Source organism: Plebeiibacterium sediminum, assembly GCF_026013605.1.
GTDB classification, from domain to species: domain Bacteria; phylum Bacteroidota; class Bacteroidia; order Bacteroidales; family Marinilabiliaceae; genus Saccharicrinis; species Saccharicrinis sediminus.
Genome location: NZ_JAPDPJ010000043.1, coordinates 1 through 22,240, shown reverse-complemented (window position 1 = coordinate 22,240; position 22,240 = coordinate 1). Strand labels below are relative to the sequence as shown.

General features: G+C 33.2%; 20 protein-coding genes. 5 read left to right on the top strand and 15 right to left on the bottom strand.

Annotated elements, in window-relative coordinates; genetic code table 11:
• Position 1: 1 nt before the first annotated feature.
• The 4 genes from prfB to purH form a co-directional block, all read right to left on the bottom strand.
• A protein-coding gene (prfB, locus tag OM075_RS16360; RefSeq protein WP_301191614.1) for a peptide chain release factor 2 occupies positions 2-1,100 on the bottom strand; the annotation gives its coding sequence in 2 pieces (ribosomal slippage) (positions 2-1,036 and positions 1,038-1,100; 1,098 coding nt in all).
• A 45-nt stretch (positions 1,101-1,145) separates the two neighbouring features.
• The gene (locus OM075_RS16355; protein WP_301191613.1) at positions 1,146-2,600 is read right to left on the bottom strand and encodes a tetratricopeptide repeat-containing S1 family peptidase; all 1,455 of its coding nucleotides are present in this window, start codon (positions 2,598-2,600) and stop codon (positions 1,146-1,148) included.
• Between the two features lie 209 nt (positions 2,601-2,809).
• Positions 2,810-3,832, bottom strand: a complete 1,023-nt coding sequence (locus tag OM075_RS16350; protein WP_301191612.1) for a rod shape-determining protein — start codon at positions 3,830-3,832, stop codon at positions 2,810-2,812.
• A 13-nt stretch (positions 3,833-3,845) separates the two neighbouring features.
• On the bottom strand, positions 3,846-5,435 hold the full coding sequence (gene purH / locus OM075_RS16345; protein WP_301191611.1) for a bifunctional phosphoribosylaminoimidazolecarboxamide formyltransferase/IMP cyclohydrolase: 1,590 nt from the start codon (positions 5,433-5,435) through the stop codon (positions 3,846-3,848).
• A gap of 240 nt (positions 5,436-5,675) precedes the next feature.
• Between purH and OM075_RS16340 the strand changes: the two genes are divergently transcribed.
• Positions 5,676-6,929, top strand: a complete 1,254-nt coding sequence (locus OM075_RS16340) for an ABC transporter permease (protein ID WP_301191610.1) — start codon at positions 5,676-5,678, stop codon at positions 6,927-6,929.
• A 51-nt stretch (positions 6,930-6,980) separates the two neighbouring features.
• Here the strand turns inward: OM075_RS16340 and pfkA are convergent, their stop codons facing one another.
• The 10 genes from pfkA to OM075_RS16290 all read right to left on the bottom strand — a co-directional run bounded on the left by pfkA (position 6,981) and on the right by OM075_RS16290 (position 16,776).
• Positions 6,981-7,964 carry a 6-phosphofructokinase gene (gene pfkA / locus OM075_RS16335; RefSeq protein WP_301191609.1) on the bottom strand — a complete coding sequence of 328 codons (984 nt, stop codon included), beginning with the start codon at positions 7,962-7,964 and terminating at the stop codon, positions 6,981-6,983.
• Positions 7,965-7,966: 2 nt separating this feature from the next.
• A complete protein-coding gene (locus OM075_RS16330) occupies positions 7,967-8,848 on the bottom strand; it encodes a 4-hydroxy-3-methylbut-2-enyl diphosphate reductase (protein ID WP_301191608.1) in 882 nt (293 codons plus the stop codon).
• 74 nt (positions 8,849-8,922) lie between these two features.
• Positions 8,923-9,627, bottom strand: coding sequence for a (d)CMP kinase (cmk, locus tag OM075_RS16325; protein ID WP_301191607.1), 705 nt, complete (start codon positions 9,625-9,627; stop codon positions 8,923-8,925).
• Positions 9,628-9,698: 71 nt separating this feature from the next.
• Complete coding sequence (gene porQ, locus OM075_RS16320; RefSeq protein WP_301191606.1) at positions 9,699-10,721, bottom strand: type IX secretion system protein PorQ; 1,023 nt, start codon at positions 10,719-10,721, stop codon at positions 9,699-9,701.
• Positions 10,722-10,791: 70 nt separating this feature from the next.
• Positions 10,792-11,280, bottom strand: coding sequence for a YkgJ family cysteine cluster protein (locus tag OM075_RS16315; RefSeq protein WP_301191605.1), 489 nt, complete (start codon positions 11,278-11,280; stop codon positions 10,792-10,794).
• The gene (locus OM075_RS16310; protein WP_301191604.1) at positions 11,270-12,163 is read right to left on the bottom strand and encodes a DMT family transporter; all 894 of its coding nucleotides are present in this window, start codon (positions 12,161-12,163) and stop codon (positions 11,270-11,272) included. Before OM075_RS16310 ends, OM075_RS16315 begins: the two co-directional genes overlap by 11 nt.
• A 67-nt stretch (positions 12,164-12,230) precedes the next feature.
• A complete protein-coding gene (locus OM075_RS16305) occupies positions 12,231-13,643 on the bottom strand; it encodes an LPP20 family lipoprotein (RefSeq protein WP_301191603.1) in 1,413 nt (470 codons plus the stop codon).
• A 22-nt stretch (positions 13,644-13,665) separates the two neighbouring features.
• The gene (locus tag OM075_RS16300; protein ID WP_301191602.1) at positions 13,666-14,124 is read right to left on the bottom strand and encodes a regulatory protein RecX; all 459 of its coding nucleotides are present in this window, start codon (positions 14,122-14,124) and stop codon (positions 13,666-13,668) included.
• Between the two features lie 20 nt (positions 14,125-14,144).
• On the bottom strand, positions 14,145-15,512 hold the full coding sequence (locus OM075_RS16295) for an NAD-dependent succinate-semialdehyde dehydrogenase (protein WP_301191601.1): 1,368 nt from the start codon (positions 15,510-15,512) through the stop codon (positions 14,145-14,147).
• Between the two features lie 394 nt (positions 15,513-15,906).
• On the bottom strand, positions 15,907-16,776 hold the full coding sequence (locus tag OM075_RS16290) for a DMT family transporter (RefSeq protein WP_301191600.1): 870 nt from the start codon (positions 16,774-16,776) through the stop codon (positions 15,907-15,909).
• Between the two features lie 134 nt (positions 16,777-16,910).
• On the opposite strand from OM075_RS16290, the gene OM075_RS16285 reads away from it, so the two are divergent.
• A complete protein-coding gene (locus OM075_RS16285) occupies positions 16,911-17,729 on the top strand; it encodes a prohibitin family protein (protein ID WP_301191599.1) in 819 nt (272 codons plus the stop codon).
• 55 nt (positions 17,730-17,784) lie between these two features.
• On the opposite strand, the gene OM075_RS16280 is transcribed toward OM075_RS16285, so the two are convergent.
• Positions 17,785-18,810, bottom strand: coding sequence for a DUF4097 family beta strand repeat-containing protein (locus tag OM075_RS16280; protein ID WP_301191598.1), 1,026 nt, complete (start codon positions 18,808-18,810; stop codon positions 17,785-17,787).
• A 158-nt stretch (positions 18,811-18,968) separates the two neighbouring features.
• Here OM075_RS16280 and OM075_RS16275 point away from each other — a divergent pair, with 158 nt between their 5' ends.
• From OM075_RS16275 to OM075_RS16265, 3 genes are all read left to right on the top strand, one after another.
• The gene (locus tag OM075_RS16275; protein ID WP_301191597.1) at positions 18,969-19,916 is read left to right on the top strand and encodes a glycosyltransferase family 4 protein; all 948 of its coding nucleotides are present in this window, start codon (positions 18,969-18,971) and stop codon (positions 19,914-19,916) included.
• Positions 19,917-20,234: 318 nt separating this feature from the next.
• Positions 20,235-21,419: a hypothetical protein gene (locus tag OM075_RS16270; protein ID WP_301191596.1), complete on the top strand. Its 1,185-nt coding sequence runs from the start codon at positions 20,235-20,237 to the stop codon at positions 21,417-21,419.
• A 67-nt stretch (positions 21,420-21,486) separates the two neighbouring features.
• Positions 21,487-22,035, top strand: coding sequence for an FMN-binding protein (locus OM075_RS16265; protein WP_301191595.1), 549 nt, complete (start codon positions 21,487-21,489; stop codon positions 22,033-22,035).
• The last annotated feature ends 205 nt before the right edge of the window (positions 22,036-22,240 follow it).

The window sequence follows — 22,240 nt, the reverse complement described above, 5'->3', positions numbered from 1 at the left end:
TTTAATTCTCTTCAGTTCCACCAAACTCCATTAAGTAAGCTTTAATAAAATCATCAATTTCACCATCCATTACGGCCTGTACATTTGAGGTTTCGCAACTGGTTCTTACATCCTTAACCATTTTATAAGGCTGAAAAACGTAGGAACGAATTTGAGAACCCCATTCTATTTTCTTTTTATTGCTTTCAATCTTATTCTGCTCCTCCATACGTTTACGAAGTTCCAATTCGTAAAGTTGAGATTTTAAAAGGCGCAAGGCATTTTCTTTGTTACCTAATTGAGATCTTGATTCGGTATTTTCAATCATGATTCCTGTAGGTGCATGTCGAAGTCTTACTCCGGTTTCAACCTTGTTTACATTCTGTCCACCAGCACCACCGGATCTAAAAGTTTCCCAGGTAATATCAGACGGATTGATTTCAATTTCAATTGTGTCGTCAATTAATGGAGTAATAAACACTGATGTAAAGGATGTCATCCGTTTATTTGCAGCATTAAATGGGGATAAACGAACCAATCTGTGAACACCGTTTTCGCTTTTTAAATATCCATAAGCATAATCACCTTCAAATTGTAATGTAACAGTTTTGATTCCGGCATCATCACCAGGTTGGTAGTTTACTTCTTTTACTTTGTACTTATGCTTTTCGCCCCAGCGTATATACATACGCATCAACATTTCTGCCCAATCCTGACTTTCAGTACCTCCTGCACCTGCATTAATTTTAAGTACAGCACCAAGTTTATCTTCTTCACGACGAAGCATATTTCTAAGTTCAAGTGCTTCTGTTTTTTTTAGTGCAATATCAAACTGCTCATCAACATCTTCCTGCGAAGCTTCTCCTTCTTTTAAAAAGTCAAAAAGAACTTTTATATCCTCAATAAGAGTTTCAATTTCTTCATAATCATTTACCCAGGCTTTTAGCTCCCTTAAGTTTTTCATATGAATTTCAGCAGCATTTGCATCATCCCAAAAATCAGGAGCCTGCGATCGCATTTCTTCTTCTTCTATTTCAATTTTTTTGCGATCAATGTCAAAGATACCTCCTTAACGCCAGCTGACGTCCCGCTAATTCCTTTAGCTGTTCAATAGTAGTCATAGAAAATAATTTTTCGACAAATGTAATTGTTTATTGTTTAGAAGACTAACGCCTGGAGCCTTTTGATGTGACTTTGTTACAATATCTGCTCATGTATTTTACGGCTTTAAAGTGTCCTAATTGTCCGGCTTTGTCCCAATCGCTGCAACTTTTTTCTTTCATACCAAGGTTAAAGTATGCCAATCCTCGGTTGAATAAGGCATGTGTGTCATTGGGATCAATAGATAAAGCTCTGTCAAAATCGGCAATTGCTTCTAAATAATTTTCAGTTTGGATTTTTAGTGTTCCCCTGATAGAATATGCACCAGGTAGCATTTTGTTTAAACTAATGGCTTTGTTAATATCTTCAAGCGCAAGCGTATCATTATTTAAATACTGTTGCAATAATCTGCTTCTCTCATAAAATGCGTTGGCATATAAAGGGCTGCATTGAATGGCTTTATTATAACATTTTAGTGCTGTATCAATATCTCTGCGAAGTTCAACTGCTAACAATCCAAAGTCAACTAAAGATGGAGAAAATGAATCATATTGCTCAATACTAGAAATAAACTTAACGAATGCCTCGTCTTTCTTTTTTTCTCTGAGAAGATATTCAGCTTCAAAATAGTCAATTAAAAAGTGATTTGGATTGAGTTGTCTGGCATGTTGAATGTCGGCTCGCATTCCTACAAAATTCTCATATCTTCGTCGGGCTTCTCCTCTAAAAATATAAGCAATTGTATTTTCCGGGCAATTTCTTATTTCAAAACTAAAGCTTTTGGCTGCATCAATCCATTGCTCATTTAAAAAGCGAATGATTCCTTCGTGCATGTTAGGATGTAGCGCAGCGAAATGATCGTGATAGACTGATTTTTTCCAATTGTTATAAGGATGGTTAACCCATAACGAGTCGTTTAAAATATGAGTGCTCATATAGTAACGGGTACCTGATTCTCTTAAATATCCTGCAATACCAACCAATTCACCTTGATTATTAATTACAGGAGAACCTATGGACATTCTGTCGAAGTTGGAGTTTACAAAAACCACACGATCTAAATATGGAGCCTGAAACACTTTTAAAATATTACCTAATGAAACACCTTCTTCTGTTTCGTTTGGATGAGACAGAATCAAAACTTCATTTTGATTTCTCTCTGTTTTTTGTGAAGGAATAATGTATTCAAACCCTTTACCACGATGGTCTTTGGCTTTGATTAAGGCCAGATTTGCCATTTTATGAGTTGAAAGTATCCTGTCAACAGAATAAACCCGGCCATTTTTGAGTGTTAATGCTAAGGAGTCGGCTTTTAGAAATACTTTAGAGGGAACAATAGCAATTCCATCAGGACTGATAAAAAATCCTGAAGTAGTATAATTTAAAGATCCATCCTTAGTATAAGAAGAAATTGAGAAAACAGCTTTTTCGTATTTGTTTATCTTATCCAATACACTTTGTGCGCTGGTATTGGCATATACCAGAAGGAGTAAGGTTATAAAACAAAATAATTTTCTCATATTCATAGTTATAGCTCAAGGTCCAAAAATAGGAAAAAAATCAAAAGGGTAGGTTGTGGATTTGTTACGAACACTTATTATTACCTAGGAGTTTGATTAACACCATAAAAAGTTACAGTATTATAAATAAAATGCTTATAGATTTCGAAATGCTATAAAATAAGAAAGACCGGATTTGCATCCAGTCTTTCTTATAAAGTAAAATATTATTATCTCATTAAGAATGAGAATTTGTGTCTGTTTTTTAGTGCAATTCCAGTTCCACGAGCTACTGCATGTAATGGATTTTCTGCAATATGGAAAGGAATATTGATTTTATCAGTTAATCTCTTATCCAAACCTCGTAATAATGCACCACCACCAGCAAGGTAAATACCATTGTTTACGATATCTGCATATAACTCAGGAGGAGTTTGCTCAAGAGCACTTAAGATGGCAGTTTCAATTTTAGAAATTGACTTCTCAAGGCAATGAGAAATTTCCTGATACGATACAGGCACCTCAATTGGTAATGCAGTCATCTGGTTAGGTCCCTGAACGATATAATCGTTTGGAGGAGTTTCTAACTCAGGTAATGCTGAACCCACATGGATTTTAATTTCTTCTGCAGTTCTCTCTCCAACCTTGATATTGTGCTGACGACGCATGTATTCCATAATATCGGCAGTTAAATCATCACCTGCAATACGAATTGACTTATTGGTAACAATTCCACCTAATGAGATTACAGCAATTTCAGTAGTACCACCACCTATATCTACAACCATATTTCCTTGCGGAGCTTCTACGTCTAAACCAATACCTAATGCTGCAGCCATTGGTTCGTATATCATATATACTTCTCTACCTCCCGCATGTTCAGCAGAGTCTCGTACCGCCCTAATTTCCACCTCTGTACTTCCTGAAGGAATACATATAACCATGGTTAGTGAAGGTGTAAATAATCTGGAGTTGGTGTTAATCATTTTGATCATGCCTCTTATCATCTGCTCAGCAGCGTTAAAGTCGGCAATTACACCATCTCTTAGTGGTCTGATTGTATAGATATTATCGTGTGTTTTACCGTGCATCTGACGTGCTTTTTCACCGATAGCCATAAGCTTATCAGTTCGCCTGTCAAGTGCAACGATAGAAGGTTCATCAACTACAATCTTATCGTTATGAATAATGATTGTATTTGCTGTACCCAGGTCAATTGCAATATCTTGAGATAAGAATGAAAAAAATCCCATAAGGTTCGGGTTTTTAATGTTTAAAATGACGTTTTCCTGTGAATAGCATTGCTATTCCAAATTCGTTACAAGCTTCAATAACTTCTTCGTCACGAATACTTCCACCTGGCTCAACAATATATTTTACATTGTATTCGTTGGCAGCTTCAATACTGTCACGGAATGGGAAGAATGCGTCAGAAATAACTACTGAATTCTTAATATCTACACCTTCTTTTAAATCAAAGCGTGGCATAGTTAAGTGACGTAAGCTATCTAAACGGTTTGGTTGTCCCATACCTGCTCCTGTTAACCAAAATGAACCATCTTCATTTTCAGTAACAATAGCAATAGCGTTACTTTTTAAATGTTTACATGCTGTAATACCAAACTTAGCTAATTCCATTTTAGTAGCATCAAACTCAAGTTTAGTTACATTTTTGAACTCGTTATCTACACCTTCATCTTCATCTTGTACAAGAATACCCCCACTTACAGAACGAATTAGTTTTTCACCTGTAATTTCGTTTTTAATTGGAGTTTCAAGTAATCTTAAATTCTTTTTCTTAGCAAAAACTTCTAATGCCTCAGGTGTAAACTCAGGAGCAATGATGATTTCAACAAAACGCTTCGCAAACCATTCTGCAATAGTACCAGTAACTGTACCTGTAAAGCAAATAATTCCACCAAAAGCACTAATAGGGTCACCAGCCCAAGCCAACTCTAATGATTTCATAATGTCATCAGTAACAGCTAACCCACACGGATTTAAGTGTTTGATAACAGCAACAGCTTGTTTGTTTTCAATATGTGTAACTGAGTGATATGCATCACTGGCAGCTTTCCATGCAGCATCTGCATCAAGCATGTTGTTATATGAAAGCGCTTTTCCTTGTAATACGTTTGCATTAGCTAAAGAAGCACCTTCTTTAATGTTGTTGTATTTGTATACAGTAGCTTTTTGATGAGGATTTTCACCGTAACGTAAAACATCACCATCATTTAAACTGATGCGTTCCATATCATCAGCTTCCGGGTTGAAGTAATTAAAGATTGCTGAGTCGTAGTGTGAAGATACAGCAAAAGCAGCACCTGCAAACTTCTTTCTTTCATCGATTGTTGTTACACCATCAAATTCAACTAAAATCTTTTGTAAATCCTGATATTGTGCCTGAGATGGAACAATTACAACATCTTTGTAGTTTTTAGCAGCAGCTCTAATTAAAGAAATACCACCTATATCAATTTTTTCAATAATATCTTGTTCAGGAGCTCCAGAAGCTACTGTTGCTTCAAATGGATATAAATCAACAATAACCAAATCCAATTCAGGAATTTCAAATTCACCAAGTTGCTCTTTGTCAGAAGTATTTTCTCTTCTGGCTAAAATTCCACCAAAAACCTTTGGGTGAAGTGTTTTTACTCTTCCTCCTAAAATTGAAGGGTATCCGGTAATATCTTCAACAGCAGTAACTTTAATTCCAAGATCTTCAATAAAGGTTTTTGTTCCTCCGGTACTATAAAGTTGAACTCCCTGCTTATCTAATGTTTTAATAATTTCATCCAATCCATCTTTATGGAATACCGAAATAAGAGCGGATTTAATTTTTTTAGAGCTACTCATTTTAATTTAATTATGCAATGTAATGTAATAAGATTAAATCACAGATATCGCAATTTATTATAAAATTCAATAGCTTTTTATGCTTTGACTAATAAATTTTTACACGAAATTTCTGGACTTGCCGCAAAATTAAGAAAATAAGCACATTTATCAAGGTAGTAATTGATTTTATTCATAGTTTTATAAGTGATTAATTTTGAGATAAAAGTGTAAAACACATATCGTAATATTGCTGTCTGGATGATTTTATATGTAAAATTTTTAAGAGAAAGTGTCTTGTTTGCCGCCAATGCGCTAAAGGCAAATAAATTACGTACAATCCTTACTTTAAGTGGAGTTACTATTGGTATTTTTTCGATTATAACTGTTTTTACCTTAATAGATTTTCTTGAAAATAAGATTAGAAATAGTATTCAATCATTAGGTGAGAATGTTATTTATGTGCAAAAGTGGCCCTGGACTCAACCTGAAGGTGAAACGGAATATCCTTGGTGGAAATATCTCAATCGTCCGGTTCCGAAATTAAGCGAGCAAAAAACAATAGAAAAAAGATCTCAACTTGCAGAAGCATCAACATTTTGTATCGGAGCTAGTAAGACTGTTTTGTATCAGGATAATTCATATGAAAATGTAAGAGTTTTTGGTGTGTCTACAAGCTTTGATAAAAACTGGAATTTTGAAATCGAAGATGGTCGTTATATTTCTCCATTTGAGTTTAATAATGGTAATAATGTGGTGCTGATGGGAAACGATGTTGCATCTGAACTTTTTCAGGGCGAAGACCCTATTGGAAAGAGAGTTAAAATGATGGGGCGGAAACTAACGGTTATTGGTGTATTAAGAAAAGAAGGTGAAGATATGTTTGGAAATAGCCTGGATAAGAATATTATCATACCCATTAATTATGCAAAAGGATTGTTTAATATCAGAAGTGATCGTGTTGATCCATTTATCATTGTTAAGGCAAAACAAGGTGTTAGTGTGGATGATTTAAAGTGGGAATTGGAAGGAATACTTCGTTCGGAACGCAATATCAAACCTTCTGAGGATAATACTTTTGCGTTGAATCAGATAAGTATTGTTCAAAAACAGTTTGAAGGATTGTTTGGGATCATAGATTTAGCCGGATGGTTGATTGGGGGGTTTTCAATTTTAGTAGGAGGATTTGGTATCGCTAATATTATGTTTGTTTCGGTAAAAGAAAGAACCCGCATCATAGGTATTCAAAAGGCTTTAGGGGCCAAAAGAAAGTTCATTTTAATGCAATTTCTGTTTGAGAGTGTATTCTTAAGTTTATTGGGTGGGGTAGTAGGTTTGTTGATAATATTTTTGATTATAGTTGGCGTAAATAGTGCCATGGATTTAGGGGTTCAATTAACATTCTGGAATATTTTCAGAGGTATTGCTATATCGGTTGTATTAGGAGTGGTAAGTGGTTATATACCATCGAATAGTGCAAGCAAACTTGATCCGGTAGTCGCAATAAATAATTAAAAAAGCTGTTTCGTGAATGAAACAGCTTTTAGTTTTATAATCTGTATATTATTATATCGATAATATTTCAGTTAATTCCAATAATGTTGGATTCAACTTTTTCTTGTGTTTAAGAGCCTGGTTAAATGGTACGTGAACAACTTCTTTGTTTACCAAACCAACCATGATACTTTTTTGATCATCAATAAGTGCCTCAACAGCAGATACTCCTAATCTACTTGCAGTTACTCTATCAAATGCTGATGGAGTTCCGCCTCGTTGAATGTGACCAAGAATAGTTACTCTGGTATCGTAACCTGGATATTCTTTAGATACTCTTTCTGCGGCCTGAATTGCTCCTCCACTAATTTTTTCACCTTCAGCAACTAAAACAATACTACTGTTTTTGTCTTTTCTCATTCCTTTTTCAAGGAATTTATTTAGTTGTTTAAAGTCTGTATCAATTTCCGGAACCATAATAGCTTCTGCTCCAGAAGCAATACCACTTCTTAAAGCTAAGAAACCTGCATCACGACCCATTACCTCAATAAAAAATAAACGGCTGTGTGCACTGGCTGTATCTCTGATCTTATCAACAGCTTCAACTACAGTGTTTAAAGCAGTATCATATCCAATCGTATAGTCAGTACCATAAAGGTCATTATCAATAGTTCCTGGAACACCTACAATGGGAAAGTTATGTTCTTGTCCAAAAAGTCTTGCTCCTGTAAAAGTACCATCTCCACCAATTACAACTAAAGCATCTACATTATGTTTCTGTAAGTTCTCAAAAGCTTTCTTTCTACCTTCAGGAGTTCTAAAACTTTGACTACGTGCAGATTTTAAAATTGTACCACCTTGATGAATAATATTACTTACTGATCTGGAGGTCATTGGTTCAATATAATCGTGTATTAAACCATGGTATCCTTGCTTTACACCAACGACTTTAAGTTTATGGTAAATAGCTGCCCTTACTACAGCTCTGATTGCTGCATTCATTCCAGGTGCATCACCCCCTGAGGTAAGTACACCAATTTTTTTTACTTGTCCCATATTTATTTGTCTTTTGTTATTCTTCTAATTTCCTCTGCAATTTGTTGCATTAGCCAAGGCGGTGTGGATGTTGCTCCACAAATTCCAACCGATTTTGGTAACTTTAAAAACCAGTCTGGATCAATCTGGCTCTTATTGCTCACAAAATAAGACTGTTTATTGGATTTTTTACATTGGTTAAAAAGCATCTGGGCATTACTACTTTTTTCACCTCCAACAAAAATGATTAACTCATGCTTTTGGGCAAAAGTGGTCATTTTAGGCAATCTGTTGGCAACTTGTCGACAAATTGTATCAAATGATTTATATTCAACTCCTGCTTTCATGTTTTTAGAAAGATATTCATTGATCTCTTTAAAAACATCTATGCTCTTTGTTGTCTGCGCATATAAATGAGTTGGTTTGCTTAAATCAATTTTTGATACTTCATCCAACGATTCAATAATAAAAGCTTCATTGTTGGTTTGCCCCATTAATCCTATTACTTCAGCATGACCTTTCTTACCATAAATAATAACCTGTCCGTTTTTTTGTTTTAAAAGTTCCCAGGATTTTTTAATCCTGTTTTGAAGTTTTAAAACAACCGGGCATGTGGCATCAATTATAGTAAGACCTCTGGATTTGGCCTGCTGATAGGTTTCTGGGGGTTCTCCATGGGCACGGATAAATATTTTGTTGCTTTTAATCTCGCTTAATTCGTCTTTATTAATCGATATCATCCCCTTGCTCCTGAGGCGATCCATTTCCATATTATTATGAACAATATCTCCAAGACAATATAGAATTCCATTGTTATCCAATTCGTTTTCAGCTGTTTCAATGGCTTTTACAACACCAAAACAAAAACCAGATGATGGATCGATTTCAAGATTCAAAGATGACACTTTTAAATAAATTATTTATTGCTTATAAGATTATAAGAATCTTATTTAAAATTATTTAACAATTAATATACTGCTTACTGTATTAAATCTCTTTTTTTGAGTTCTTCAACAATAAAATTCAATTGTTCTTCTTTACCAATTTTACCATTATCTAAAACAACAGCATCGTCTGCTTTTTTTAGCGGACTCTCTTCTCTTGTTTCATCAATATGATCTCTTGATTTTACATTTTCCAGTACTTCATCGAATGAAATATTTTCATTCTTTTCCTGAAATTCTTTAAATCTTCTCTCAGCTCTTATTTCAGGAGAGGCAGTCATAAATAGTTTCAAATCTGCATTTGGAAAAACAACAGTTCCTATATCACGTCCATCCATTACAATGCTCTCTGTTTCTCCCATTTTTTGCTGAAGTTCAACCATTTTTTTTCTTACAAAACCAATGGCACTAATAGAACTAACATGGCTGCTCACTTCCAGGCTTCGTATTTTACTCTCAACCAGTTCGCCATTTAAATAGGTTTCGTTGGTTTTGGTTGCAGCTTCAAATTTAAACGAGATAGAGATGTTATTTAAGGCTGATTTAAGTTTGTCTTCATCAATTTTATCACTATTGATCATTCCATTTTCGAGTGCATAAAGTGTAACACAACGATACATGGCTCCGGAATCGATGAAAATAATATTTAGAAGTTTAGCAAGGTCCTTTGCTACTGTACTTTTTCCACATGATGAATACCCATCAATAGCAATAACCAGCTTTGATTTTTTTATTGTCATTCTGATAAATTTGAGCTGGTAAAAATACTATGATTGTTTGACTTTAACCCAAATTATCAGAAAATTTTATATTAAAAATTTGAGAGGTTTGTAGTGATGGAAAAATGATTGGAACTACCACCTAAATGGTAACGGGCTGATCCATAGGAAAACATAAATTTATAAACTCTGAAGCCAAAACCCCATGAGTATCCAGCTGTTGACATTTTTTCTTCGTAACCTAATTCTTTTCGTCTACGATGGTTGTATCCAAAATCGATATGAAAGTTTTTAGCAGGTAAAAACTCAACTCCAATAACCATATGGCGCATAAATTTATCACCAAAGGATGCTTCATTTACTTCATCAGAAGATGATGAGGAATTCGATTGTTCAAAGTCTGCATAGGTTAAATCCCAGTCTAATAAGTTTTGTGCGGTAATTGAAAATCGAAAAGGCGCATGGGCCAGTCTTTTTGTGATACCAATCTGCAAATCTGATGGCATATCTTCTTTTGTTTCTGCATAGGAAGATATTTGTGACCCAAGATTTCTTAGTACAATACCTAAAGAAAAATGTTTGTCTTTTCTGTTATAATTGAATCCAAAATCAGTAGCCAAACCAAAAGATGTATAGGCATCAAATTTAGAGTAAACCGGCTTAATACTCATGCCCATTGAAATATTAGGGCTAAGCTGACGTGCATAGGTTAAAATAAAAGCATATTCGGCGGCTGATGCTGTGCCCAAAATTTCTCTGTATTCATTGGTTCTGGTAAAATTTCCGTAATTAACATTATGAATACCAAGACTAAAAGTTCCTATGTTCTTAAAGTATTGCGCGTAGGCAACATATCCATAGTTTATATCTGCAATATATGGAACGTAATTCAATGCCAGTGCATGATTCATATTAGCCTTAAGAAGTGCCGGATTATGAAATACAAAATTCAAATCTCCAATGCTGTCGTTAATAGAAACATTGGTGCCACCTAAAGCTCCAACTTTAGCTGAACTTGTAAGATTCAGAAAATCGTAAGTGCTTTCACCTCCAAACTGTGCCTTTGTTAATTGAGATATAATAAGGCATAAAACTATTAAATGTAGTTTCTTCATATTTATTTTTACCATCTCCATTACAACGACAAATTTACATTTTTAGTGTGTTTACAATGAAACAACTATTTTAATATTCTGTTTTTAATGTTTCCAATACCTCATAAACAGCAGGACATACAAAAGTGTTTTTGTATGTGAGGTTTAATATTTGATAAAATCGTTTTCTGTCGGTATGAGGATATTCCCTGCATGCTCTGGGTCTCACTTCATAAATCATGCAGTAATTATCAGGCATTAAAAACGGACAAGGAGTTTCTTTAAATACATAATCTTCATCCTCGTCAATCTCAAAATATTGGTCAATCAATTCCGACCTTTTCATTTTAAGGTGCTTGGCAATTCGGTCTATATCACGGTCAATAATTATCGGACTTATAGATTTACAGCAATTTGCACATTCCAGACAGTCAATTTTTTCAAAGGCTTCATGGTGTGCATTCACAACTGAGTCGTCAAGAGTTTTAGGTTTCTTTTTTCTTAAACGAGTAGTAAACACTTTATTTTCTTTTGCCTTATTAAGGGCCATTTCTTTATATCGCTCTAAATCAAGCTTCATGCTTTTTAATTCTAATTTGAGAAATAAACAATCCAATAATTACTGTGGCTATACCAAATATTTTTTGTGCATCTATTTTGTCGTTTAAAATCCACCATGCAAAAACGGCTGTAAAAACAGGAATCAGGTTAATAAACATATTTGTTTTAGCCACTCCCAATTGTTTAATGGACTTTGCAAAAAATATAAATGCAATTGAGGAGGCAAAGATAGCTAATTGTAAAATTGCCAGCCCGGCATTTAATTTAAAATCAATGTTAGATAGTGTTTTAAGTTCAAGTAATAAAAATACCGGAAGAAACATGAAAATACCAATCAGATTTTGGTATGCAATGATATTAACTGGAGGATATTTTGATGCTAACTTTTTAAGAGAAAGTGAATATCCAATAGTTGAAAGTACAGATCCAAACATTAGTAATATACCCAATATAGGTGCACTAAGCTGAAACCCATTTTCAAATATTAAGATACTAACTCCTGAAAATGAAATGATAATCCCAATTATACTAAATATGGTTAAACGTTCTTTTAATACTAAAAAGGCAAAAATTGAAGAAAATATTGGGGTTGTTGATATAATTACTGATGCTAATGTGCTAGAAACTAGTTTTAAACCAAAACTTTCACACATAAAATATAGTAATGGTTCAAATAGTGCCAGTAGTAAAAATAGTTTGTAATCGCTTTTATGAACAGGCTGTAACTTTTTTGTAATTTTTAATACTAAAAATAATAACAGTGTACTTATAATCAGGCGTGCAAAAATTGTGGTCACCGGACCAAAAGATTGATAGGCTTCCTTAACCCAAACAAAGGAAAAAGCCCAAAATATCATGGCCAATATGATATTTAAGTATTTTGTGAATTGCCTTGCTACCATTTTTAATTATTGAGTTGGTAAAAGTAGGTAATTCATATTTAGAAATAGATGACTTAAATGAGTTTAATTATAAATTTACCTGCTCCATTTTAGGAAGAATGTCTTCAATTATTTTATTCTCAGCTTTCTGTCTGGCATTTTTTAAAGCATGTTCATAACTGCCTGGAAGCATTCCTTTTAAATCACTAAATCCATCAGCAAAAATTTCCATTTGGGTTTTATTGTCTATGATAGATAAGTTAAACTCAACAAATACAATATACAGTGCATATCCTTTCCCTTTTTTTTCATCTCCTGCTATGAAATTGGAATTTATTTTTACAATGAAATCAGCATTGTTTTTGTCGTTGGTTATGTTAAAATAACTTTGTGCCAACTCAGCTCGCATCATATTACTGAATGTTTTGGTATTGGGAGTTTCTCCAAAAACAACTTCGTTAAGAATTAAATAAGCTGATGATTTTTGTAATTCAATGTTAAACCTTGCCGACGGTAAAAACTCGTCGTAAAAAAATGCATGTAAAAGTACTTTTGTTTCATCATCTTCACTGTTGTATAGTTTGTTAGCATCAAATTTGGCAGTGATTTCCTGACTTTTTCGTTTTGAAATAAAGCGATTAACATCGCAATTGGCTTCCCCATTGTTATTCGTCAATCCGGAAGAAGAAAGATCACCTTCTCCTTTAGTAAAAGAGAATTGTAGAGGCAGATTGGCGATAGGAGTTTTCTCACCAGTTTTATTAAAATAGAAAGCCTGTAAAGACAACGGAACAGTTAATTCTTTACTAAATTGAACTGTATATGCATCTTTTCCTGGTTCTAAGTTTATTTTCTTTAAACCTTCCTGAATCCCATTAAAGATGTCCACTCCCAAATTCAAACTGCCATCAATATCCTTATATGAAAGGTCTTCTCCTACATGGTTTTTGATCGCTTTTATAGCTTGAATGTAGGTTAAAAGACCCTGGTAAATTTCACCATTATCAACAGCTTTTTTTCCGGAATAATAATAAGTTGCACTTATTTTTTTAGCATTGTCAAGTTTTAATTTTTTATTGAGCGCATATTTTTCCTTCGATAGACGCATCATCACCCAATACTCCTTATTATTTTCCCAGGTGAATACTTCATAACCTTCCAGAGTGGCTTCAATTGATTCGTAGGTTTTAGATTCAAACTGTTCTTTTACCTGGTAATTATCCTCGAATTGATGTAAAATGGAGTTGGAAGAGATGTTAACCTTTATTTCCGAACTTAATTGTTTGAGTGCCTTATTTCTGGTTTCTGTTCGGTAAGTAACTTCCCCTTCGTGCTTTATTGCATTAGCAATACCTATATAATAGGATGAATCATTAGGTCGTTGTTTTACCCAATCAGGCTTTTTCTTTGCTTCTACTGAAATGGAAGAAAATAGAATAGGAAGAACAATCAAAATGATAAATTGCCAGCGTATAGATTTTGGGTTGAAGAAGTAGTTCATATTTTATGGGTTTTGTATCGTCTTATAATTCAATAGATTCATCAATGACCTGATAAATAAGATCCGGCTCAAAGCCTCTTGAGGATGCATACCTGATCAAAGAACTTTTTATTTTGTATATATCTGTTTCTTTAATTGAAGATCTTTTGTTTTTCAATAATTGAGCCAAAGCATCTTTGTATTCCTCTTTATCAATATTGTTCAATACTTCATCAACATATTTGCCATAAATGTTTTTAGCTTTTAGCTGCCATTTAATTTTTATTTTGCCCCATCTGTTAAAAGTAAATTTATCTTTCACATAGAACTTTATATAGCGTTCCTCGTCGATAAATTTTTCCTTGATCAGCTGATCAATAACCTGATTGCTAATTTCTGGTTCAACCTTCCAATCGTATAGTTTTTTTTCAATGTCGGAAATACATTTCTCCTGACGTGCACAAATATTTGAGGCCTTAATCAGCGCTTCTTTAAAAGTCATTAATGATTAAAATATGCTGGTTATTTAATGTATATGGTTTTTATGTTTACAAATTCTTGTAATCCATACATTGATAATTCTCTTCCATAGCCACTTTCTTTAATTCCTCCAAAAGGTAAACGCGGATCTGAGCGAACAAAATCATTAACAAAGCAACAACCTGCTTCTATCTCATTTTCTGCAATATATTTCGCTTTTTCAATGTCTGAAGTGAAAATTGCAGCACCTAAACCAAATGTTGTGTCGTTGGCAATTTGTATGGCTACGTTTTCATCTTTTGCTTTAATTAGAGAAGCAACTGGTCCGAATAGTTCCTGACTGTATGCCGGCTGACCAGGAAGTACATTTGACAAAACTGTTGCTGGGAAGAAGAAGCCCGGGGTTTCAATAAATTTCCCTCCGCAAAGTAATTGGGCTCCTTTGGATATGGATTTATTCACCTGACTTAATAAATCTTCTCTGATATATCCACGGGCTAAAGGTCCCAGTTGATTGTTTTCATCAAAAGGATCTCCAATTTTGGCAGCCATCATTTTTTCTACAAATAAGGACTCAAATTCATCGTATACCTTTTCTGTTATTATAAACCTTTTAGCTCCAATACAACTTTGACCTGTGTTCAACAATCTGCCTTTAACACAAATATCCACAGCTTCGGGAATATTAGCATCGTTAAGTATAATATAAGGATCACTGCCACCTAACTCAAGAACACTTTTCTTTAAGTATTTACCGGCAGTCTGTGCAACAGCTTGTCCTGCTTTAGTACTTCCGGTAAGCGTAATTGCTTTAATTCTTTTGTTTGCAATCATCCGCTCAACTTTTGTATTTGTAGCTAAAACACTTCGGAAAATATCATCAGGAAAATCAGCTTCTAAAAATAAATTTTCAATGGCCAATGAACATCCTGGAACATTTGAGGCATGTTTTAATACCGCAGTATTTCCTGCGAGCAATGCAGGAACAGCAAAACGAAATACTTGCCAAAAAGGAAAGTTCCATGGCATAATTGCTAAAATTACACCAAGAGGTTGTTGGGAAACATATGATTCAGTGGCTTCGGTTTTGATATATTGATTTTGTAAAAACTGTTCAATGTTGTCGCAGTAATAATTACAAACCCATATACATTTTTCAATTTCAGCTCTGGATTCGTTAATAGGCTTACCCATTTCTACAGATATTGTAAATGATAAGCCTTCCTTTTTTATGTCAAGTAATTTAGCGAGCGCTTTAATTTTTCCAATGCGGTAATCAAGCTTTGTTTTTTTCCACGAATGAAAAGAAGCATCAACACTACGAATGATATTATCTATTTCTTCCCACTGGTATTCCGGGTATTCTCTTACAACTTCTCCACTATTGGGATTAATACTTTTTAGTAGCATGTGTTTTTGTTTTAGAGACTCAAATATGATAACTCTTTTACAATTTATATAAAAAATAAGATGAAACGAGCATGTAAATCTTAATTCTAACAATTATACATGGTATAATGATCAAAATTTCTTGAAAGTTTCATGTAACAAATGAAAGAAAATTTAAACATGAAATCTCTATTTTAATATCAAAATATTGATGAATACAGCCGTTGTTGTGTATGATAATGATATTTTTAATTTCTTAATGTTCATTTTATGGCCAGTTAACATTGAAGCTATACTTTTACACATGTAAAACGAAAGGTTTTTACCAGATAAGCGTAAGTAATCTCATAGGAAAGATTATAACTTATCAAGGTGAAAAACCTTTTTTTGTTTATATCAATATTAATTTGAGTTTTTATCGTGGCCCGAAGAATTTAAATTTTAAGGCTTTTGTACTGACTACTCCAATACAGCCTATGATTACAAGCAGGGCACCAATCCATTCCTTAAATGTAAGAACTTCATTAAAAAGGTAATATCCTGTAATAATATTAAAAACAGGAATCAGCATATACATAGTTGATCCTTTAGAAACCTCTACGTATTTATAGCCTTCAGTCATAATTAACTGTCCAATGGCCGATACAATCCCAATAGCAATTAAGATAATGGCAATATTTACATTACCCTCAAAAGATACTGTGTTAGCCGGAAACATAAATAACCAAAAACCAATTAAGCTTTGAGAAAAGAAAATGGAGGTTGAGGAGTCGGTGTGATGAAGTTTCTTAACAAGAATTACCGATATAGCCGAAAGTACACCTCCTGTAATAGCTAAAAGTTCATTGGATGATATTTGACTAATATCCAATCCATTTTTTATGGATAATAATATGATACCAATAAAAGCAATTAAAATAAAGAACCATTGAATGGGTTTTACCTTCTCCTTAAATATAATAACGCTTAATAATGTTGCAAAAATAGGATAGGAGTATACAAAAACAGTAGCTTTTCCAACTCCAATGTTTACAATAGAGTAATATAAAAGAAATACTGCAAATCCACCAGTTAATCCTCTAAGCAACAGCAAAAAGGAGTTGTTGAAGGTTAGTTTTATCTTTTTAGTAAGGGCTAATAAACCTAATATGCCAAATCCAACTGTAAATCTTACAAAAGTTGTAATTGTAGAGTTTATTTCAGGTATTGATTTTACCAAAGCCGACATGATGGAGAAAGAAATAACTGAACCTGCAATTAATAGATATCCTTTGGTTGTTGACATGATGATTACTTTTTTATATAACATAGCAAAGATATCCTGATTCTTTCGGATAGCTAAAAAAAGATTTAAATATTATTTAGTAGTTTTATCACTAGTTTATGCAATTATGCAGTTAAAAATTAATTTTATTAATTATGAAAAGTAAAGTATCACCAATTATCTTGGGAGTATTTGTAGTAGGACTAATTTTATTGTTCTTATTCGGTAGCAGGGTATTTCATATTATTCAACCTGGAGAACGAGCAGTTGTATTTAAGCCATATACTATTGGGTTAGATGTTGATAATATTAAAACTGAAGGATTGGCCATTATAGCACCCTGGAATCAGTTGATTACGTATGTAGTAAAAGAGCAGACTCGTGAAGAAACTATGGATGTTTTAGATAAAAACAGTATGTCCATAAATATGGATATCACTGTTCGTTTTAATCCTGTTTACAATAAAATAGGACAACTGCATCAAAAATTCGGAGAGGGATATGTTAATGTTCTTGTTATTCCTGAAGTTAGATCTGTTGTAAGAAGTGTTACAGGTAGATATACTGCTGAGGAGTTATTTTCAACTAAAAGAAAAGAAGTTGAAGATTTGATAAAAGAAGAAACATCTAAGGTTTTAAGAGATAATAATATTGAGTTAAGAGCCTTGTTGATTCGTTCTATTCAACTACCAGCGCAGATTAAAGCTGCCATCGAAAGTAAATTACAACAGGAACAGGAAGCTTTAGCTTATCAGTTTAAACTGGATAAAGAAAGAAGTGAGGCTGAGAGGAAACAGATTGAGGCTGAAGGTATTGCTAATTATAATAAAATTATAAACGCTAGTTTAACGCCTAATATAATCAAGCAAAAAGGTATTGATGCTACTCTTAAATTAGCTGAATCGCAAAATGCTAAGGTTGTAGTTGTTGGTTCCGGTAAAGATGGTTTACCTTTAATTTTAGGAAATAATTAATAGAGATAATAGATAGGAGATATAGGTTCCCAAATCTATTATCTCTTATCTTATTTTAATAATATGCCTGACTACCTGTTGTACTGGTTCCGGTAATTAAGATACTACCTTTCCCTACTTTCAAAGATTTTTTCTTCGATTTACCCATGGCTCTTAAAAATGAATTATCAGATTTTAATTCAAAAGCCAAATCTGTTTTAGTATTCAATTGCATTTTAATATTACCTTCGGTAGTTGAGAACGAAGAAGAACCTGTAAACTTGATTCTGGTTCCTGTTAAACCTCCAGTTGAAGCCTGAACATTATAAATACCTTCTGATTGAAATATTTTTTGATTACCCTCAAATGATCTGGTTGTTATATTTCCTTTGGCTAATGACAATTTAATATCTCCACTAGTAGATTTTAGCGAAATATCTCCATTAATATTTTCAAGTTCCTGATTTCCTGCTCCACCATCTGTTTTTATGTTTCCATCAAGTTGATTAATAGTAAAATCACCCTTGTTCGAATTTAGGTTAAAGTCGCCTTTAGCATTGTTAATGATAACTTTTCCTGTTTTTGATTTGGATTTGATGTTCCCTTCAAAGTTATTAACAACTATATCACCTGCAGGAGAGTTGCTCTCAATATTTCCTTTTACATCAGTAATATTTACGTGCCCGGATTTGGAATCAATGTATAGGTTTTTAACAGTTAATGAACTCGCATCCACTTTACCAGATTGAGAACTAATTTCTATGATTAATTCATTAGGTACCTTAAGTTCAATTTCTCCCCAATGCGAAGTCCAGCTAGATGGTTTTTGTACTTCAATATTTAGTTTGCTACCTGTTACTTTAGTAATTAATTTATATTGGTCAGCATTTTCGTCTGACTTAATAACTCCATTGAATTCAATAGTGTTGCCTTGGTATCCTGTCAGTTTAACCACACAAAAATCTGCATCAACTTTAATACTGTCTACCTTGTTAAAACTTTCCTGTTTTTGAGTAGCAATGTTTTGAGCCGTTAATTGCGAGGGTGCGAGATTCCCCAGAATACTAATAAGTGAAATAATAAGAAGTAAATGTTTATTCATCTTTCTGAAAATATAAGATTGATTAATAATTAAATTGGTACTATTTATCAACTTTATTACGGCAAGTGTTTTTTTTAGTTTCAACTTTTAGTTTATTTGTAATGGTAGCTTTAAGTATAATTTACTTACTTTTACAGTACATCAAATATTTATTCATAGTGGATTTTAGCAACCTAAAAGTTTTAATTGTCTACAGTAGTCAGGGTCTTTTTGCTCGTAAGCATTTAGTTACAACTCAAGGTACAGCTCTTGAAAAGATTGGTGTTAATGTAGATTATTATGATATCCCCGGTAAAGGTATACTGACTTATGCCAAGCATATATTGCCTCTCAAACGATATGTAAAGCAAAAACAATTTGATTTAGTTCATGCCCAATTTGGTTATTCAGGATTTACCTGTGCCATTGCCGGCTGTAAGCCTTTAGTGGTTTCATTAATGGGAACCGATTACAGACTGGAAAAAGCCACATCGTTACTGACCCGATTTTTTGCTCGCTCCTTTTGGTGTTTTACAATCGTAAAATCACAAAAAATGTACAATGTGTTAAAAATCAAAAACTCAAAGGTTATTCCTAATGGAATTGATTTTGCACGTTTTAATACAATTGACAGAGAAATTGCCAGGCGACAGGTAGGGTTTAATTCTTCGGCACATGTGTTGTGGGTTTCAGATCCAGAGAGAAAAGAGAAGAATTTTGATCTGGCACGTGAAGCGCTTAGCTATTTGAAAACAGAGGATGTGGAATTAACAGTGGTAAATAATGTTGAACTCGATCAGGTTCCATTCTACTATTATGCAGCTGATGTATTATTAGTAACTTCAAAATGGGAAGGATCACCCAATGTGGTTAAAGAAGCTATGGCTTGTTCGCTTCCCATTGTTTCAACAGATGTTGGTGATGTAATTGATATAACTAAGGATGTAGATGGATGTTATATTACAGAACCTAATCCTGTTGAGGTAGCCAGGGCCGTAGATACTGCTTTAACTTTTGGTAAAAGAACTAATGGGCGGGAAAAAGTGAAGTATCTGGATGTAGAATATATTTCTGAAAGATTGCTGGATACCTACAGAGAGGTTTTAAGAAAACGTAATAAGTCATAAGAATTATAATTCTCGATCATTTAGATAAGAAATTTTAATGAAGTCCGGCTTTAAGTCGGACTTTTTATTTTTAAGAAAGTTACTAGTACCCAATAATAGTGATATATATTCATGCTTAATTAATATTGTATATATATGTTAGGTGTCAGTAAATCAGTAGTGTATATTATTAATCGGACTTCTGTTTACCGAATTATTGAGTGTAATATTCTGTGATTCAAATATTCTGTTAAAAAATACCCAATTGTGGCCATTTCCAGTAAAAATGCCATTCCATAGTTTTGTATCAGCATTAATAGTTAATTAAATAATAAAATTATGAAGGGGATATTTTTACTATTATCATTATTTGTTTTTACAGGATTTTCGTTTGCTCAAACAGAGAATACAAATAATTTGTATGATAATTCTGCAGAACGATTATTAAAGAGTGATGGAAATTTAACCATTGGAGGTTATGCCGAGGTACATTACAATCAACCAATGGGAAATAACCCAAAAAGTAATGCAACTTTAGATGTACACAGAGTGGTAATGTTGCTAGGTTATAAGTTTAATGAAAGAACTCAATTTATTTCTGAAATTGAATATGAACATGTAAGTGAAGTATATATAGAACAAGCATTTTTACAGTATAAATTATCTAAAGGAATCAATTTACGTGCTGGTTTATTATTGGCTCCAATGGGGTTGATTAATGAATATCATGAACCAAATACATTTAATGGAGTTGAGAGACCATTTATAGATGCATATATTGCTCCAACAACGTGGAGGGAAATAGGAATTGGTTTGTCAGGAACTTATTTACCAGCAAATATCCGTTATCAGGCCTATGTAATGAATGGTTTTAATGGATATGATGGTGCAGCTAAATTTAGTGGTAAAAATGGATTGCGTAAAGGAAGGCAAAAGGGTGCAGAATCGTATATGAGTAGTCCTAATTTGGCTCTTAAGTTAGAGTACTTTGGAATTAAAAATTTCAATATAGGACTATCTGGTTACTTCGGAAAATCTCAAAGTGTATTGTATGATGAAGTAGATGATGCTGTTGCAGATTCTTCAGTTGTTGATATTGCTATGATTGGGGCGGATTTTAGATATGCGAATAGCGGATGGCAACTAAAAGGACAACTCTACTACAATTCGTTAGGAAATACAAAAGAATACAATGAGTTTACTTCTGATGGTTTAGTTTTAAATGATCTTGGAAAATCAATGATTGGCTATTATGTTGAGTTAGGCTATAATTTATTTAAATCTAATAATAATATTACTGATGAGTTGATTCCATTTGTGAGATATGAAGGTTATGATACTCAAAATACTGTTGAAGATGGAGTGGTCAGAAGCAAGTCTAACGCTGCAACTATCATTACATCGGGGTTAACCTGGAAAATTACGCCTAAAGTTGCATTTAAATCAGATGTGCAGTTTGTAAAAAAGAAATCAGATGATAAATCAGTAGCCACGTTTAATGCTGGTTTTGGTTTGATGTTTTAAAATGAGAATGGTTATACCTGAGTTTGATTTTCAATTATCGAACTCAAGTTTTATTAAAGTATAGAGTATGAGAAATATTGTTACAGTTGCATTTTTGTTAATCTTTGGCCTATATGTTAAATCTCAGGATATTAATTATCACCATAAAAGTGTTTCAAAAGAGATTAATCGTTTGTGGAAAGTAAATGATGAACGAACTGAATTAACTGAGTTGAATAATAAAGATTTGCGTATGGGTAAGTTTTTTGAATTGAAGGCAAACGAAAATAAATTTATTTATATAGGCAGAGTTAATAGTTGTAGAGCAGGTGGTTGCGCTGTTGATAACCATAATAGTGGGCCAAGTGAATACTTTGATTATTTGGTATGTTTTAGTGCAAATGGAATGGTAGAGGGAGTTAAAGTTTTTAATTATGCGGCAACTCATGGATATGAAATCGTAGCTAAGGGGTGGTTAAAACAGTTTTCAGGTTATTCTTCAGAACAAAATTTAGAGGTAGGAAAAAATGTTGATTCTATTTCCGGAGCCACAATTTCTGTTTTTGCCATAACTGACGATGTGAAAGCAAAAACACAACTTTTATCTAAATATTTAAGTAAAAAATCAATTTTTTAGTGGTAAAAAGTAATTTTCGTGCGTTTTTTTCGTGATTTTGTCAAAAAAACGAGGACTTTACCAAAACTTAACAAAAAATTAGCAACAATTTCTTTCATTTTAGCGTTTATAAAGAGAGTGTTCAAAACTTTGTGTCATAATAGATTAAAAAGAAAATAACTTTGCCTCATGACAAAAGAATTTGATTACAAAAAGTTTAAAGAAG

Excerpts from the sequence above, each read along its gene's own strand:
- purH (WP_301191611.1), bottom strand. The coding sequence starts at position 5,435 with ATGAGTAGCTCTAAAAAAATTAAATCCGCTCTTATTTCGGTATTCCAT.
- OM075_RS16265 (WP_301191595.1), top strand. The coding sequence starts at position 21,487 with ATGAGAAATATTGTTACAGTTGCATTTTTGTTAATCTTTGGCCTATAT.
- OM075_RS16315 (WP_301191605.1), bottom strand. The coding sequence starts at position 11,280 with ATGAAGCTTGATTTAGAGCGATATAAAGAAATGGCCCTTAATAAGGCA.
- OM075_RS16305 (WP_301191603.1), bottom strand. The coding sequence starts at position 13,643 with ATGAACTACTTCTTCAACCCAAAATCTATACGCTGGCAATTTATCATT.
- pfkA (WP_301191609.1), bottom strand. The coding sequence starts at position 7,964 with ATGGGACAAGTAAAAAAAATTGGTGTACTTACCTCAGGGGGTGATGCA.
- OM075_RS16300 (WP_301191602.1), bottom strand. The coding sequence starts at position 14,124 with ATGACTTTTAAAGAAGCGCTGATTAAGGCCTCAAATATTTGTGCACGT.
- OM075_RS16295 (WP_301191601.1), bottom strand. The coding sequence starts at position 15,512 with ATGCTACTAAAAAGTATTAATCCCAATAGTGGAGAAGTTGTAAGAGAA.
- OM075_RS16355 (WP_301191613.1), bottom strand. The coding sequence starts at position 2,600 with ATGAGAAAATTATTTTGTTTTATAACCTTACTCCTTCTGGTATATGCC.
- OM075_RS16285 (WP_301191599.1), top strand. The coding sequence starts at position 16,911 with ATGAAAAGTAAAGTATCACCAATTATCTTGGGAGTATTTGTAGTAGGA.
- OM075_RS16280 (WP_301191598.1), bottom strand. The coding sequence starts at position 18,810 with ATGAATAAACATTTACTTCTTATTATTTCACTTATTAGTATTCTGGGG.
- OM075_RS16340 (WP_301191610.1), top strand. The coding sequence starts at position 5,676 with ATGATTTTATATGTAAAATTTTTAAGAGAAAGTGTCTTGTTTGCCGCC.
- OM075_RS16310 (WP_301191604.1), bottom strand. The coding sequence starts at position 12,163 with ATGGTAGCAAGGCAATTCACAAAATACTTAAATATCATATTGGCCATG.
- OM075_RS16270 (WP_301191596.1), top strand. The coding sequence starts at position 20,235 with ATGAAGGGGATATTTTTACTATTATCATTATTTGTTTTTACAGGATTT.
- OM075_RS16350 (WP_301191612.1), bottom strand. The coding sequence starts at position 3,832 with ATGGGATTTTTTTCATTCTTATCTCAAGATATTGCAATTGACCTGGGT.
- cmk (WP_301191607.1), bottom strand. The coding sequence starts at position 9,627 with ATGACAATAAAAAAATCAAAGCTGGTTATTGCTATTGATGGGTATTCA.
- OM075_RS16290 (WP_301191600.1), bottom strand. The coding sequence starts at position 16,776 with ATGTCAACAACCAAAGGATATCTATTAATTGCAGGTTCAGTTATTTCT.
- porQ (WP_301191606.1), bottom strand. The coding sequence starts at position 10,721 with ATGAAGAAACTACATTTAATAGTTTTATGCCTTATTATATCTCAATTA.